The 14,863-nt window shown below is 70.3% G+C and carries 11 protein-coding genes and 2 tRNA genes; 2 read left to right on the top strand and 11 right to left on the bottom strand.

Going from position 1 to position 14,863, the window contains the following annotated elements:
- Positions 1-115: 115 nt before the first annotated feature.
- From AB4030_RS20350 to gyrB, 6 genes are all read right to left on the bottom strand, one after another.
- A tRNA-Ala gene (locus AB4030_RS20350) sits at positions 116-191 on the bottom strand.
- A 15-nt stretch (positions 192-206) separates the two neighbouring features.
- Positions 207-392, bottom strand: coding sequence for a DLW-39 family protein (locus AB4030_RS20345; protein WP_442281017.1), 186 nt, complete (start codon positions 390-392; stop codon positions 207-209).
- 29 nt (positions 393-421) lie between these two features.
- A tRNA-Ile gene (locus AB4030_RS20340) sits at positions 422-498 on the bottom strand.
- 157 nt (positions 499-655) lie between these two features.
- Complete coding sequence (locus tag AB4030_RS20335) at positions 656-1,357, bottom strand: DUF3566 domain-containing protein (protein ID WP_442281016.1); 702 nt, start codon at positions 1,355-1,357, stop codon at positions 656-658.
- Positions 1,354-4,104, bottom strand: a complete 2,751-nt coding sequence (gyrA, locus tag AB4030_RS20330; RefSeq protein ID WP_442281015.1) for a DNA gyrase subunit A — start codon at positions 4,102-4,104, stop codon at positions 1,354-1,356. Before gyrA ends, AB4030_RS20335 begins: the two co-directional genes overlap by 4 nt.
- A gap of 131 nt (positions 4,105-4,235) precedes the next feature.
- A complete protein-coding gene (gene gyrB / locus AB4030_RS20325) occupies positions 4,236-6,347 on the bottom strand; it encodes a DNA topoisomerase (ATP-hydrolyzing) subunit B (protein ID WP_442281034.1) in 2,112 nt (703 codons plus the stop codon).
- Between the two features lie 470 nt (positions 6,348-6,817).
- Between gyrB and AB4030_RS20320 the strand changes: the two genes are divergently transcribed.
- Positions 6,818-7,324: a SigE family RNA polymerase sigma factor gene (locus AB4030_RS20320; RefSeq protein WP_442281014.1), complete on the top strand. Its 507-nt coding sequence runs from the start codon at positions 6,818-6,820 to the stop codon at positions 7,322-7,324.
- A complete protein-coding gene (locus AB4030_RS20315) occupies positions 7,321-8,637 on the top strand; it encodes a hypothetical protein (RefSeq protein ID WP_442281013.1) in 1,317 nt (438 codons plus the stop codon). Before AB4030_RS20320 ends, AB4030_RS20315 begins: the two co-directional genes overlap by 4 nt.
- Positions 8,638-8,659: 22 nt before the next feature.
- Here AB4030_RS20315 and AB4030_RS20310 read toward each other — a convergent pair whose 3' ends face one another.
- From AB4030_RS20310 to dnaN, 5 genes are all read right to left on the bottom strand, one after another.
- Entirely contained in the window at positions 8,660-10,105 is a 1,446-nt protein-coding gene (locus AB4030_RS20310; RefSeq protein ID WP_442281012.1) for a protealysin inhibitor emfourin, read from the bottom strand.
- Positions 10,106-10,147: 42 nt separating this feature from the next.
- Entirely contained in the window at positions 10,148-10,711 is a 564-nt protein-coding gene (locus AB4030_RS20305) for a DUF721 domain-containing protein (RefSeq protein ID WP_442281011.1), read from the bottom strand.
- A complete protein-coding gene (gene recF / locus AB4030_RS20300; protein WP_442281010.1) occupies positions 10,704-12,014 on the bottom strand; it encodes a DNA replication/repair protein RecF in 1,311 nt (436 codons plus the stop codon). The genes AB4030_RS20305 and recF overlap by 8 nt, the downstream gene beginning before the upstream one ends.
- A 19-nt stretch (positions 12,015-12,033) precedes the next feature.
- The gene (gnd, locus tag AB4030_RS20295; protein ID WP_442281009.1) at positions 12,034-13,179 is read right to left on the bottom strand and encodes a phosphogluconate dehydrogenase (NAD(+)-dependent, decarboxylating); all 1,146 of its coding nucleotides are present in this window, start codon (positions 13,177-13,179) and stop codon (positions 12,034-12,036) included.
- A gap of 154 nt (positions 13,180-13,333) precedes the next feature.
- The gene (gene dnaN / locus AB4030_RS20290) at positions 13,334-14,461 is read right to left on the bottom strand and encodes a DNA polymerase III subunit beta (RefSeq protein WP_442281008.1); all 1,128 of its coding nucleotides are present in this window, start codon (positions 14,459-14,461) and stop codon (positions 13,334-13,336) included.
- Between the last annotated feature and the right edge of the window lie 402 nt (positions 14,462-14,863).

Genomic DNA, 14,863 nt, shown 5'->3' with positions numbered 1-14,863 from the left:
CCGCCCCCATTGCCCTGGATGCACGCTAGCGGGCGGAGAACATCTTGCGTGCACTTTTCACACCTACGGACACGAAAGAGCCCCTTCCCGGTGACCGGGAAGGGGCTCTGACCTGTGGTGGAGCCAAGGGGACTCGAACCCCTAACCCCCTGCTTGCAAAGCAGGTGCGCTACCAATTGCGCCATGGCCCCGAGTGGGGGGAGCGGTCAGGACGAGGAAGAGTCCTCGTCGGTCGCCGCGGGAGCCGGAGTCGGAGCCGGCGGCACCGGTGCGTGCACGTCGTCCGTGGCCTGGGTCCACAGGTCCTGCTCGGCCTGCTGCTGCTTCGCCTTCTTGCGAAGGAACACGACGCCTGCGACGGCGCCACCGATGAGGGCGAGACGCTTCAGCATGCGAGGGATCCTCTCCGTGGTGGCGGTGATGGTGGGCCTAGGAGGACTTGAACCTCCGACCTCTTCCTTATCAGGGAAGCGCTCTAACCGTCTGAGCTATAGGCCCATCGTCACCTTCGCGCGGCCGTCCCACCCCGTCAGAGAGGTTGACCGGACGCGAGGGGAAACGTTACCCGATGCACCTCACCTCATACAAAACGGCCCCCACCCGCGAGGGTGGGGGCCGTTTGCGTATGCCGTGTGGCCGGCTGAGCCGGGCGGGCTCAGTCGTCGGTCAGCGTGAGCTGCACGCCGCCGACGAGGGCCGAGCAGATGTTGTAGAGGAAGGCCATGACGGTCGCGATCGCGGTCATGAGGATGACGTCGATGACACCGATGACGATCGAGAGCGACACGACGCGGCCGAAGCCGACGTAGTCCTTGATCGAGAACGGGTCGGACGTCGTCGTCTGCAGCGACTGGAGCACGCCCTCGATGTCGCTGAAGACGTTCATCGTCGACAGGATCATCCACAGCACAGCGGTGAGGATGACGCCCGCGATGCCGAGGGCGACGGAGAGCAGGAAGCTCATCTTCATGACCGACCACGGGTCGACGCGCGCCACCGCCAGACGGACCCGGCGTGGGCCCTTGTGCTTGCGCGCGGCCGTCGCCGTGCGCGCGCCAGCTGCCGCGGAGGCGCCCGACGGGCCTGAGCCCGACTTGTTCGCCTGACCCGCACCGACGCGCTGGGTCGGGGCGGTGCGGTTGGTGACCGCGCCGCGCGAGAGCGGCGTGCCTTGGTCGGCGCCGGCGGCACCCGAGGTGGTCCCGGTCGCGCCGCTCGAACCTGTCGATGCGCCCGCGCCGCCCGAGGCGTAGTAGGACGCGTTCTGGCCACTGCCGTCGGACGAGCCCGACCCGCTGCCCGATCGCGTCGACGTACCGGGCCGGCTCAGGGAGCCTTCAGGGCTGGTCGCGCTCATTCGTCACCTCCGTTGTCGGCGTCCGACGAGCTCGCCTCGTCACCCGACGTCTGGTCCGACGGTACGCCATCAGCGCTGGGAACCGTAGCGGGCGCTCCCGTGCCGGACGGCTGCTCCACCGAGTTGCCGTCCTCGATCTCGGCGACCGCGATCTCGGACTCGGCGTTGCGGGCCACGGCCACGATCGAGTCGCCCTTGTCGGGCGTCGCGAACTTCACGCCCTGCGAGGATCGGCCGGTGTGGCGCACCTCGTCGACGCGCGAGCGCACGATCTTGCCCTTCTCCATGACCACCATAACCTCGTCGGTCTCGATCACCGTCAGGGCCCCGACGAGGTCGCCGCCCTTGTCGGAGAGCTTGGCCACCTTGATGCCGAGGCCGCCGCGGCCCTGGAGCCGGTACTCAGAGACGGGCGTGCGCTTGGCGAGACCGTTCTCGAAGACGACGAAGACGTCGGGGCTCTCGCCCTCCTCGACGACCGACATCGCGAGCAGGTCGTCGCCGTCGCGGAACTTCATGCCGGTGACACCCGAGGTCGAGCGCCCCATCGGGCGCAGCGCCTCGTCGGTCGCGGTGAAGCGCACCGACTGCCCCTTGCGCGAGACGAGCAGCAGGTCGTCACGGTTGGAGGCCAGGCCGGCGCCGACGAGCTCGTCGCCCTCGCGCAGGTTGATCGCGATGAGGCCGCCGGAGCGGTTGGAGTCGTAGTCGGCCAGGCGCGTCTTCTTCACGAGGCCCGCGCGGGTGGCGAGGACGAGGTAGTCGGCCTTCGCGTAGTCGCGGATGGCGAGCACCTGGGCGATCTGCTCGCCGGGCTGGAAGGCGAGCAGGTTGGCCACGTGCTGGCCCTTGCTCTCCCGCGAGCCCTCGGGCAGCTCGTAGGCCTTGGCCCGGTAGACGCGGCCGAGGTTGGTGAAGAAGAGCAGCCAGTGGTGGGTCGTCGTCGTGAAGAAGTGCTCGACGACGTCCTCTCCTCGCAGGGACGTGCCACGCACGCCCTTGCCGCCGCGCTTCTGCGATCGGTACTGGTCAACCCGCGTCCGCTTGGCGTAGCCGCCGCGGGTGATCGTGACGACGACGTCCTCCTCGGGGATGAGGTCCTCCATCGACATGTCGCCGTCGAAGGGGACGATCGTCGTGCGTCGCTCGTCGCCGTAGCGCTCGACGATGTCGGCGAGCTCCTCGCTGATGATCTCGCGCTGACGCACGGGCGAGGCGAGGATCGCGGTGTACTCGTCGATGAGGGCCTGCAGCTCGTCGTGGGCCTCGATGAGCTTCTCGCGCTCGAGAGCCGCGAGGCGGCGCAGCTGCATGTTGAGGATCGCGTTGGCCTGGATCTCGTCGATCTCGAGCAGCTCGATCAGGCCCTCTCGGGCGATCTCGACCGTGCGGGACCCGCGGATGAGGGCGATGACCTCGTCGAGACGGTCGAGCGCCTTGAGCAGACCGCGCAGGATGTGGATGTCGGCCTCGGCCTTGCGCAGGCGGAACTTCGTGCGCCGGACGATGACCTCGACCTGGTGGTCGACCCAGTGCCGGATGAAGCCGTCGAGCGGCAGGGTGCGCGGCACCTCGTCGACGAGGGCGAGCATGTTCGCGCCGAACGTCGTCTGGAGCTGGGTGTGCTTGTAGAGGTTGTTGAGCACGACCTTGGCGACGGCGTCCCGCTTGAGGACGATGACGAGGCGCTGACCGGTGCGGCCCGAGGTCTCGTCGCGGATGTCGGCGATGCCGGAGATCTTGCCGTCCTTGACGAGATCGGCGATCTTGAGCGCCAGCATGTCCGGGTTGACCTGGTAGGGCAGCTCGGTGACGACGAGGCACTGGCGGTTCTGGATCTCCTCGACCTCGACCACGGCACGCATGATGATCGAGCCGCGGCCGGTCCGGTAGGCCTCCTCGATGCCCTTGTGCCCCATGATCAGCGCGCCGGTCGGGAAGTCCGGGCCCTTGATGATGCCGAGCAGCGCCTCGAGGAGGTCCTCGCGCGAGATGTCCGGGTGGTCGAGGTAGTACTGCGCACCGGCCGCGACCTCGCGCAGGTTGTGCGCCGGGATCTGGGTGGCCATGCCGACGGCGATGCCGGCGGAGCCGTTGACGAGCAGGTTGGGGAAACGGCTCGGCAGCACGGCCGGCTGCAGCGTCTTGCCGTCGTAGTTCGGGACGAAGTCGACGGTGTCCTGCTCGATGTCGCGGACCATCTCCATCGCGATCGAGGCCATCCGGCACTCGGTGTATCGCGGGGCCGCGGCGCCGTCGTTGCCGCGCGAGCCGAAGTTGCCCTGGCCGTCGACGAGCGGATAGCGCAGCGACCAGTCCTGCACGAGGCGCACCAGGGCGTCGTAGATCGCCGAGTCGCCGTGCGGGTGGTAGTGACCCATGACGTCGCCGACGACACGCGCGCACTTGTTGTAGCCGCGGTCGGGGCGGTAGCCGCCGTCGTACATCGCGTAGACGATGCGCCGGTGCACCGGCTTGAGGCCGTCGCGCACGTCGGGCAGGGCGCGGCTGACGATGACCGACATCGCGTACTCGATGTAGCTGCGCTGCATCTCGGTGTTGAGGTCGATCGGCTCGACCCGGTCGTGCTGGCCGATGTCGGCCGGCACGACGACCGCGCTGGCGTCCGGGTCGCCCTCGTCGGCGGCGTCGTCGTCAGCCGGGTCGGGCCCGAGGATGTCGTCGATGCTCTCGTCGGGTGTCTCGTTGACGTCGTCTCCGTCGTTGGGAGGCAGGTCGTCGCTCACGTCAGATCCCTTTGTCTCTCAGTCGCACTCATTGCGTATGCCGTGTCGTCACGATTCACGTGAAACGTCCGTGACGGTGGTCGGGGGCACTCGGGGGCGCAGGCCCGCCAGGGCCGTGAGCTCCCGAGCGTTCAGATGTCGAGGAACTTCACGTCGCGGGCGTTCTTCTGGATGAACGACCGGCGCGACTCGACGTCCTCACCCATGAGGACGGCGAAGACCTCGTCGGCCTTGGCGGCGTCGTCGAGCGTGACCTGCAGCAGCGTGCGCGTGCTCTGGTCCATCGTCGTCTCGCCGAGCTCCTGGTAGTTCATCTCACCGAGGCCCTTGTAGCGCTGGATCGGGTTGTCCTTCGGCAGGCGCCAGCCCTTGCCCTCACCGAGCAGTCGCAGGCCGTCGCGCTCGCGGTCGCTGTAGGCGAACTGGTGCTCGGCGTTGCTCCACCGCAGGCGGAAGAGCGGCGGCTGCGCGAGGTAGACGTAGCCGGCCTCGATGAGCGGGCGCATGAAGCGGAAGAGCAGCGTCAGCAAGAGGGTGCGGATGTGCATGCCGTCGACGTCGGCATCGGCCATCAGCACGATCTTGTGGTAGCGCGCCTTGTCGATGTCGAAGTCCTCGCCGATGCCCGTGCCGAAGGCGGAGATGAGGGCCTGGACCTCGTTGTTGGCGAGGATCTTGTCGATGCGCGCCTTCTCGACGTTGAGGATCTTGCCGCGGATCGGGAGGATCGCCTGGGTGTGCGGGTCGCGTGCCTGCGTGGCCGAGCCGCCGGCGCTGTCGCCCTCGACGATGAACACCTCGGAGATGCTCGGGTCCTTGCTCTGGCAGTCCTTGAGCTTGCCCGGCAGGCCGCCCGACTCGAGCAGGCCCTTGCGGCGGGTCGCCTCCCGGGCCTTGCGGGCCGCCATCCGTGCGGCCGCGGCCTGGACCGACTTGCGGACGATGTCCTTGCCCTCGTTGGGGTGGGCACCGAGCCAGTGTCCGAACTCCTCGGTCATGGCGCGCTGGACAAAGCCCTTGACCTCGGAGTTGCCGAGCTTCGTCTTGGTCTGGCCCTCGAACTGCGGCTCGGCGAGCTTGACCGAGATGACGGCCGTGAGACCCTCGCGCACGTCGTCGCCGGTGAGGTTCTCGTCCTTCTCCTTGAGCAGGTTCTGGCGGCGCGCGAAGTCGTTGACGAGCTTGGTCATCGCCGCGCGGAAGCCCTCCTCGTGGGTGCCGCCCTCGTGGGTGTTGATCGCGTTGGCGTAGGTGTGGACCGACTCGCTGTAGGCGTTGGTCCACTGCATCGCGAGCTCGAGGCTGAGCGAGCGGGCCTCGTCCTCGACCTCGATGGAGATGACCTCGGGGTGCACCGGGTCGCTGCGCTTGCTGCCGTTGATGTGGTTGACGTAGTCGACGAGGCCGTTGTCGTAGCGGTAGCTGACCCGCTTGGCCGTGAGCGTCTTCTTCTCGCCGGAGCCGGCGTCGGCCGCCGCGTCCTGGGGCTCGTCGTCCTCGGTCGACTCCTCGACGACCTCGAGGTCCTCGTCGAGGTCGTCGAGGTCGACGTCGCGTTCACCTGCGGGCTGCTCGATGCGCTCGTCGACGAGGTTGATCGTCAGGCCCTTGTTGAGGAAGGCCATCTGCTGCATCCGGGCCCGGATGGTCTCGAAGTCGTAGTGGACGGTCTCGAAGATGTCGGCGTTGGCCCAGAAGGTGATCGTCGTGCCGGTCTCGTCGGTGGCCTCCTGCCGCTCCAGGGGTCCGTCGGGCACGCCGTCGGTGAAGCTCATCCGGAAGACGTGGCCCTTCTGGCGCACCGCGGCCTTGAGGCGCGTCGACAGGGCGTTGACGACCGAGCTGCCGACGCCGTGCAGGCCACCGGAGACCTTGTAGCCGCCCCCGCCGAACTTGCCTCCGGCGTGCAGCTGGGTGAGCACGAGCTCGACGGCGCTGATCTTCTCGACCGGGTGGATGTCGGTGGGGATGCCTCGGCCGTTGTCCTTGACCCGCACGCCGCCGTCGGCGAGGAGGGTGACGTCGATCGTGTCGGCGTAGCCGGCCAGCGACTCGTCCACCGCGTTGTCGACGATCTCGTAGACGAGGTGGTGCAGACCGCGCGGGCCCGTCGACCCGATGTACATGCCGGGGCGCTTGCGCACCGCCTCGAGGCCCTCGAGGACGGTGATCGCGCTCGCGTCGTAGTCGACGCCGTTCGGACGGACGTCGACGGCCACGGCGGTAGCCGCTGCGGGGGTCACGGTGTCGGGTGCTGCCACGGAGTCGGATCCGGTGGAACTGGGGGTGGTGCTGGTGGTGATCGGCTCGTCGGCGTCGGACACGTCTCTCCTCGGTGGTCTGACCTCATGCGGGCGGCCCGACGTGGACGTCGAGCCGCAACCTCTCCAGTCTAACGGTCCGACGCGGCGAACCGTGCCCTCAGACGCGCGAAACGGCCACTTTCCGGCCCGCTCACCCCTCGATCCGAGGGGAGGATCACGCCCGGGGGCCTCAGCGCCCCTCAGGCACCTTCACTCGCCGCGGTGCCGGCGGGGTCCGCGGGTCCGCCGTCTGCGCCCATTCTCCCCGTTCCGCACTCTCCGGGACGCCGTCGTCCACAGGGGCTCCGGCAGAATGCGCGGACAACCTTCCGGGGTGATCCGTGGTCTGGATGGGTGCCGGCACGGGCCGGACGTTGGTGGACACGTGACCGAACAGGGGACCAGCCGTCATGGACGACGCCGAACGGGGAGCCGACTTCACGGCCTACGTCAGGGCTCGCGAGCAGGCGCTCGCGCGCCTCGCGTACCTCCTCACCGGTGAGCGCGACGCCGCCGAGGACCTGCTCCAGAACGCGCTCGCCAAGGTCTACCGGCACTGGGACCGGGTGCGGGCCGCCGAGCTGCCCGACGCGTACGTGCGCCGGATCATGGTCAACGAGAACAACTCGCGATGGCGAGGGCTGCTCCGTCGACACGAGACACCGAGCAGCCACGTGCTCGAGGTGCTCGATCCGCCGGGCGTGACTGGCCTCGACCCCACCGCGTCGATCGACCTGTGGCGGCACGTGCAGAACCTCCCGCGCCAGCAGCGGTCGGCCGTCGTGCTGCGCTACTACGAGGACCTGACCGAGGCACAGACCGCCGAGGTGCTCGGTTGCTCCGTCGGCACCGTGAAGAGTCACACGAGCCGCGCGATCTCCGCGCTGCGCACGAGCATGAGCGAGGCCACGGCATGAGCGACATGGACCAGCGGCTCAAGCGGGCGCTCGACGAACACACCGAAGGGGTACGCGTCGTGGCCGACCTCGCGGACCGCGCCATCGCCCGCGACCGATCCAACCGACGCCGCGAGCTCGGGGTGGCGGCCCTGGCCGCCGGGCTCGTGCTCGCCGTCGCCGTGCCAGTGGGCTGGGGAGCCCTGCGTCCCACGGGCGCTCGTCCCCTGCCGGTCGGCCCGTCGCAGACGACGACCGCACCGACCGGCCGGCCGTCGCCCACAGCTCCTCGGACGACTACAGCGACGCCGACCGCGATCCCGACCCTCACTGCCAGTGGTGCTCCCGCGCCGGTGACCGCACGCTTCACGACCGGGCCGGTGACGGCGACGCCGTCAGCGCCCTACGTCGTCGACGGCGTCATCCACGACGGCACGAAGACGCTCCGGGTGCAGCCGGCGGGCCGGTGGGGGGCCCTGGCACAGCTCGAGGGCGGGCGCTGGCTGCTCACGGACGCCGACAGCCTCGTGACCACGGTTGTCGACGATCAAGGCGCGTTCATCTTCGAGATCACCGGCACCACGCGTGTCTCCCAGTACGGAACCCTGATCGCCTCCTCCGACGTCAAGGGCAACCTGCACGCCTACGCCTCGTGGGGCGACGAGCTCGGCTCACTTGCTGCGGCGACGTGCGCCTGCTCGGGGAACGGCGGCGGGATGTTTCCAGGCTACGAGGTCGTAGGGGTCGTGGGCCGGACGGTCTACGCCAACCGCGGCGATGCCGACAGTTCCGTGGCCTGGGACCTCACCACGGACCAGACCCGGCAGCTACCCTTCCGGCTCGATGTGGTGGACCCCGCACAGGGAACCACTGTCGTCTCCGTCGCGCAGGAGGGCTCGTCCGCCAGCCCCTGCCACGAGCTGCGGGACCTGCTCACGGGAGCGAAGCGCTGGCGGCTCTGCGGCCCGCTCGTCTTTCGGTCGTTCTCGACGAACGGCGCCTACCTGCTCGCGACGGGTTTGATCGACGGCCTCGACGGGTCGCAGTTGAACCCGGACCGCAGCTTCCGTTACGGCGGCCTGGTCGTCGTCCGCACGAGCGACGCCGCGATCGTGCTCGAAGGCTCGGGAGACGCCACAACCGGCAACGGCTCACCGGTGACCTACCGGATGGGTGACGACGGGACGATCACCGTGCAGGTCGGCGAGGCAGCGGGGGCGCGCAACCTGCAGCGCTGCACGCTGGACGGCGCCTGCGAGGTCGTCGCCCCAGCTCTGCCCCGGTCGTCCGACATCCCCGAGGGCGACGACCCCTACTTCCTGTCGACGAACTGAGCCGGCCGGAGCGCGCGGGGGCTCAGCCCTCGCTGAGGGTGCGCTCGAAGAGGGAGTGGATGGCCTCGGGCAGGTGCGGCTCGTGGATCATGACGTCGCAGCCGACCTCGTCGCACACGACGGAGTAGATGTACGCGTCGGGGTGGGTGCCCTCGGTCGAGGCCGCGATGCGCTGGAGCGTCGGCGCCGCCAGCAGGTGCTGCCAGTCTTTGGCGTCGCCCTCGGAAAGCTCGCCGAGAGACATCCTCCGTTCGCGCACGAGGCCCGCGAAGCCGCCGGTGCGCCGCAGCACGACCTGGGCGTCGGCCCCCGGCGTCGCGCCGCTGCCCCCGCGGTCGCGACCACCTGTCGTGGGCGTCGAGCCCTGCCCGCCTCCGGTCGAGGCCGGCGCCCCGGCACCCGCCGTCAGCACGCCGACCTGCTCCCACGCCGAGCGCACCGCTGTCTGCTCAGCGGACCCGTCGCCGTACGCCTTCCCGGCCGCGGCCACGGTGAGACCCGCGAAGGTCGCGAAGTCACAGTCCGCCTTGATCCCGTCACCCGACAGGACGGCATACCAGATCGCCCCGGGGGCGTCCCACGCGTTGCCGCCGATCGCTTCGGCCGCGAGCACGAAGGCGCGGTTGGGGATGCCGGAGTTGATGTGGACGCCGCCGTTGTCGTCCTGGGTGTCGACGTAGTGGGCCATGTCCGCCGGCTGCGGGTCCTTGCCGAGCCGCGGGTCGTCGTAGGCCGTGCCGGGGTTGCGCATGTCGCGCAGCGCCCGCCCCTTGACCGAGGGGTTGAGCAGCTCGGCGCCCACGAGCCAGTCGGCCTGCGTCGCGCTCTGGCCGAGCGCCTTCTGCTTGACCAGGACCCCGAAGACGTCCGAGATCGACTCGTTGAGCGCGCCCGACTGCCCCTGGTACATCAGGCCGGCCGTGTGCTCGGTGACGCCGTGCGCGAGCTCGTGGCCGATGACGTCGAGGCTCCTGGTGAAGGGCTCGAAGATGACGCCGTCACCGTCGCCGAACACCATCTGCGTGCCGTCCCAGAAGGCGTTGTCGTAGTTGCGGCCGTAGTGCACGCTCGCGAGCAGCGGCATCCCCTTGCCGTCGAGCGAGTCGCGGCCGTATGCCGTCGACCACAGCTCCCAGGTCGCGCCGAGTCCGTCGTAGGCCTCGTTGACCGCGGCGTCGCTGCTGGGAGCGCCACCTTCGGCGCGCACCTGCGTCCCCGGCGTCGTCTGCGTGCCCTTGGCGTCGAAGATCGTGCGGTGTGGCGCAGGAGCTCCCGGCCCCGTCGCGTCGGGCCGGCGCGGCGCGGTGCGCCCCGTGGGCCGAGCTGTCGGCGTGCGCCGGGACGCACGCAGGAGCTCGTCCTGGCGCAGGGCCTCGCGGGCATGTCTGGCGACGGCCGGCTCGCCGCTGGCAGCCAGCGCCTCGAGGATGTAGGGCGGGACGATCGTGCAACGCTGCGTCGAGGTCATGACGACAGTGTGCGTCCGATCACTGACACCCGCCTGACGAGCTCAGCCGTAGGTGTCCCGGGGGCCGCGCGAGTCGGGGGAGCGCCGGGCGCCCCGGTTCCACGACGGCGCGCTCGGCCCGACGACCTTGAGCTCGCTCACCGCGCCCGCGCCGATCTCCTCGTCGATCCGGGCGAGCATCGACGACGCCATCAGACGCATCTGGGTCGCCCAGGCCGTCGAGTCGGCGCGCACGGTGAGCACCCCGTCGACGAAGGTCAGCGGTTCGACGTGCCCGGCGATGTCGGGGCCGACGATCTCGGTCCACCGCCCCATGACCGAACCCACGGCCACGTCGACCTTCCACCCGCGGTCGAGCAGCAGGCGGTCGAGCTGGTCGCCCAGCAGCGCCGGATCGCGGCCGTCGCGCGACGACCCCGACAGGACCGGCGCCTGACCGATGGGGCGCCGGCGCTTCTTCGGCCGCATGCCGGGGCGCAGACCCTTCTCGGCCGCGCCGGCCCGGGCCCGGGCGAGGGCCGAGGCTGCGGCGTCGGCGATCCGGGTGTCCTCGTCGGTCGGTTCGGGGGTCTCCTCGGGCTCGACGTCCGGCGTCTCGTCACTCATCGCCGTCGCCCTCGGGCACCTTGACCTCTGCCACCGCCTCATTCAACACGGGGTCCTCAGCGGGTGTCTCGCTCTCCGGAGCGGCCGTGGGTGGGACCGCGGGGTGCACCTGACCGAGCTCCACGGCATACGTCGTCCCGCTCCGGCGGAGCACGTCGGGCACGTCCGCGCCGACCGCAGCCGTGATGAGCACCTGCTCGCAGTCGGCGACGAGGGCCGCCAACCGTTCACGGCGCCCGGAGTCGAGCTCGGCGAAGACGTCGTCGAGGACCAGCACCGGGTCGTCGCCGAGGTCACGGCGAAGGAGGCGGTATGCCGCGAGCTTGAGTCCCAGCGCGAAGCTCCACGACTCGCCGTGACTGGCATAGCCCTTCGCGGGGAGCTCACCGAGCGACAGGACGAGGTCGTCGCGGTGCGGACCGACGAGGGAGATCCCGCGCTCGATCTCGTTGGACCGCACCTGCGCGAGGCTCTCGAGCATGCCGGTGCGCAGCTCCTCGATCTCGGGCACCTCACCGGCGGCCAGGCGGGCGGCGAGGTCCTCGTGGAGCGAGCTGCGGTAGGTGGCCCGCGCGTTCGACGCGACTGCGCTCACGGCGTCGTAGCACTCGGACAGGTCGGGTGCGAGGTCCCGCAGCAGGCGCAGCCGGGCATAGAGCAGCTGCGCGCCGACCGTGGCCAGGTGGTCGTTCCACACGTCGAGGGTGTGCAGCGCCGACTCACGTGCCTCGTCGAGCGGGAGGTCACCGTCGCGTGCCGGCCGTGGCGGCCGGCGGGCGCCCTTGCGCAGCACCGGAGCGGCCGACTTGAGCAGGGCGTTGCGCTGCTTGAGGATCTTGTCGTAGTCCGAGCGCACCCCCGACCAGCGCGGCTGGCGCTGGACGAGCAGCTCGTCGAGGAACCGGCGGCGCTCCGACGGGTCGCCCTTGACGAGGGCGAGGTCCTCGGGGGCGAAGAGCACGGTGCGCACGGTGCCGAGCACGTCACGCGGCCGCGACACGGGGGAGCGGCCCAGCCGCGCCCGGTTGGCCCGACCCGGCGTGATCTCGAGCTCGACCATCGTCTCGCGGTCGTCGCGCATGATCGCTCCACGCACGATCGCCTGCGCGGCGCCAAACCGCACCAGCGGCTGGTCCGTCGCGACCCGGTGCGACCCGAGGGTCGCGAGGTAGCCGACCGCCTCGACGAGGTTCGTCTTGCCCTGGCCGTTGAGGCCGACGAGCGTCGTGACGCCCGGCGTCAGCGCGAGCTCGGCGCTGGGATAGCTGCGGAAGTCCTTGAGGGTCAGGTGACGGACGTGCAAGGAGGGTGCGGCGCTCTGCTCAGGCCTTCTTGGCGGTCTTCTTCGCGGCACGCTTCTGGCCGCGAACCGTGTCGGCCATGTCGGTCGCCCGCGTCGCCGAGGCCCGACCGGAGGCCGCCGCCTGCTTGGCCGCGCCGACGTTGGCCTTCGACGCCGAGCCCGCAGCGCGCTTGCTCGCCTGCTTCGCCGACCCGCGCTTCGCGGCCTGCTTCGTCGGGGACTCCTTCTTCGCCGAGCGCTTGGCCGTCGTCGGCACATCGCCCTGGCGCAGCTTCTCGCCCTCGGCGATCGACATGACCTGGTGCCCACCGAACTGGCCCCGCAGAGCCGCGACGGCCTGCATCGTCGGGGAGCTCGACTGGCGCGAGGCGAACCGGGCGAAGAGCGAGGCCGAGATGACGGGCATCGGCACAGACAGGGCGATGGCCTCCTCGACCGTCCAGCGGCCCTCACCGGAGTCGTTGGTGTAGTCGGAGACGTCGTCGAGGTGCGGGTTGTCCTCGAGCGCGTCGACCATGAGGTCGAGCAGCCAGGACCGCACCACGGTGCCGCGGCTCCACGCCTTGAACGCCCCGGGAACGTCGGTGACGATGTCCTTCTTCTCGAGCAGCTCGTAGCCCTCGGCGTAGGCCGCCATGAGGCCGTACTCGATGCCGTTGTGGACCATCTTCGTGTAGTGCCCCGCGCCGACCTTGCCGGCATGGACGAAGCCCTCCTCACGGGGGCCCTCGGGCCGCAGCGCGTCGAAGATCGGCATCGCCGCCTTGACCCACTTCTTGTCACCGCCGCACATCAGGCCGTAGCCGTTCTCGAGGCCCCAGACGCCGCCGCTCACACCGCAGTCGACGTAGCCGATCTTCTTCTCGGCGAGCAGCTTGGCGTTCTCGAAGTCGTCGGTGAAGCGGGAGTTGCCTCCGTCGATGACCAGGTCACCGGGCTCGAGCAGGTCGGCGAGCTTGGCGACGGTCTCGCGCGTCGGGTCACCGGCGGGGACCATCACCCAGACGACGCGGGGGGCGGCGAGGGCCTTGACCAGGGCCGGCAGGGTGCGCACGTCCGCGACGTCCGGGTTGCGGTCGAAACCGACCACCTCGTGGCCCGCGCGGCGCAACCGCTCGCGCATGTTGCCGCCCATCTTGCCGAGACCGATGAGACCGAGCTGCATGTCGCGAGCCTTTCTACAGGGAGCGTGGGGGGATCGGGTGAGGCGCTACGAGGCTACGCCCTACCCGGCAGCGCCCCCGATCAGGCCACGCGGGCCGGGTCTGGACTGCCGGACGGACCGGGCGTGCGTGCTGGGGTGCTGGTGCGGCGCCGGCTCAGCTGGCGAAGCGGACGGGCATGAGGACGTAGCGGTAGCCGGTGTCCGGCTCGGAGTCGGCCTCGGCCTGGCCGGTGAGGACCGCGGGACGGCTCGGCTGCGTGAAGGACAGCCGGCTCCAGGCGGTGCCGACCGCGTGCAGGCCGTCGAGCAGGAACTGCGGGTTGAAGGCGATCTGGATCTCGGGACCGTTGAGGGTCGCCTCGACCGCCTCGGAGGCCTGGGCATCCTCACCCGTTCCGGCCTCGATCGCCACCTGGCCGTCGGTGAACTTCAGCAGCACGGGCGTGTTGCGCTCCGCGACGAGGGCGACACGCTTGACGGCCTCCTCGAGGGCCGCCGTCTCGATGACCGCCTCGGTGTCGACGGAGGTCGGGAAGATCGAGGTGACCTTGGGGTACTCGCCGTCGAGCAGACGGGTCGTCGCGCGACGTTGACCGGCCTCGAACCCGATGAGGCCGTCGCCGCCCTGGCCCAGGGCGAGCTCCACCGAGCCGGACGCGCCGAGGGCGCGGGCCGTGTCGGAGAGCTGACGGGCCGGGATGAGCGCGACGTGGCTGGCGTCGGGGGCCGAGGGGCTCCACGTCAGCTCCCGCATCGCGAGCCGGTACCGGTCGGTCGCGAGGAGCGTCACCTTGTCGCCGTCGATCTCCATGCGGACCCCCGTGAGGATCGGCAGGGTGTCACCCTTGTCGGCTGCGACCGAGACCTGGGCGACCGCCTGCGTGAAGACGTCGCCGGCGATCGTGCCGCTCGTCTCGGGTGCGGCGGGGAGCGTCGGGTAGTCGGCGACGGGCATCTCGCGCAGGGCGAAGCGCGAGGACCCGCACGCGACGTTGACCTTGGTCCCGTCGGTGCTCACGTCGATCGGCTTGTTCGGCAGGTTGCGCGAGATGTCCGCGAGGAGCCGACCCAGGACGAGGACCTGGCCGGCCTCGGCGACGTCGGCCGGGACGGTGATGCGGGCGGACACCTCGTAGTCGAAGGCCGACAGCGTCAGCGTGCCGTCCTCGTTCGCGTCGACGAGCACGCCCGCGAGCACGGGTACCGGCGGGCGGGCCGGGAGCCCGCGGGCCACCCAGGTCACGGCCTCGGCCAGGACGTCTCGCTCTACCCGAAACTTCACGGTGCACTCACTTCGACGGGGAAGGACATTGGGGCTCAGACACTAGTGCCTGCGGGTGACTGGCACCACAGACACTCCCCGAATGCGCGCTGCGCCGGAATCGGGCAACACCTTAGGTCTCACCGGAGGTGCGCCCGGGCGTGGGAGAGACCCTCGTTGTCGGGGCTTCCCTCCTTGACTGGGATCTCGTCGTAGTCATAGGTGCTGTGGATGCTGTGGACAACCCGCGTCGTGGCTGGTCAGAGCGCCGACCGGGGTGTGCATGGCGTGTGGGGACGGCATGGCAGCTGGGGCAGCCCGCTGTGGACGGTTTTCGGCTGTACACATCGACCACACAGGCTCGCCGCCGGTTGTCCGCAGGCTGGTGGCCGTCGTCCACACGCGTCCACAGCGAGGTGTGGA

This window comes from Terrabacter sp. 2YAF2 (assembly GCF_052114705.1).
Taxonomy (GTDB): domain Bacteria; phylum Actinomycetota; class Actinomycetes; order Actinomycetales; family Dermatophilaceae; genus Terrabacter.
The sequence above is the reverse complement of the archived record's forward strand: the minus strand, read 5'-3'. Positions and strand labels throughout refer to the sequence as shown.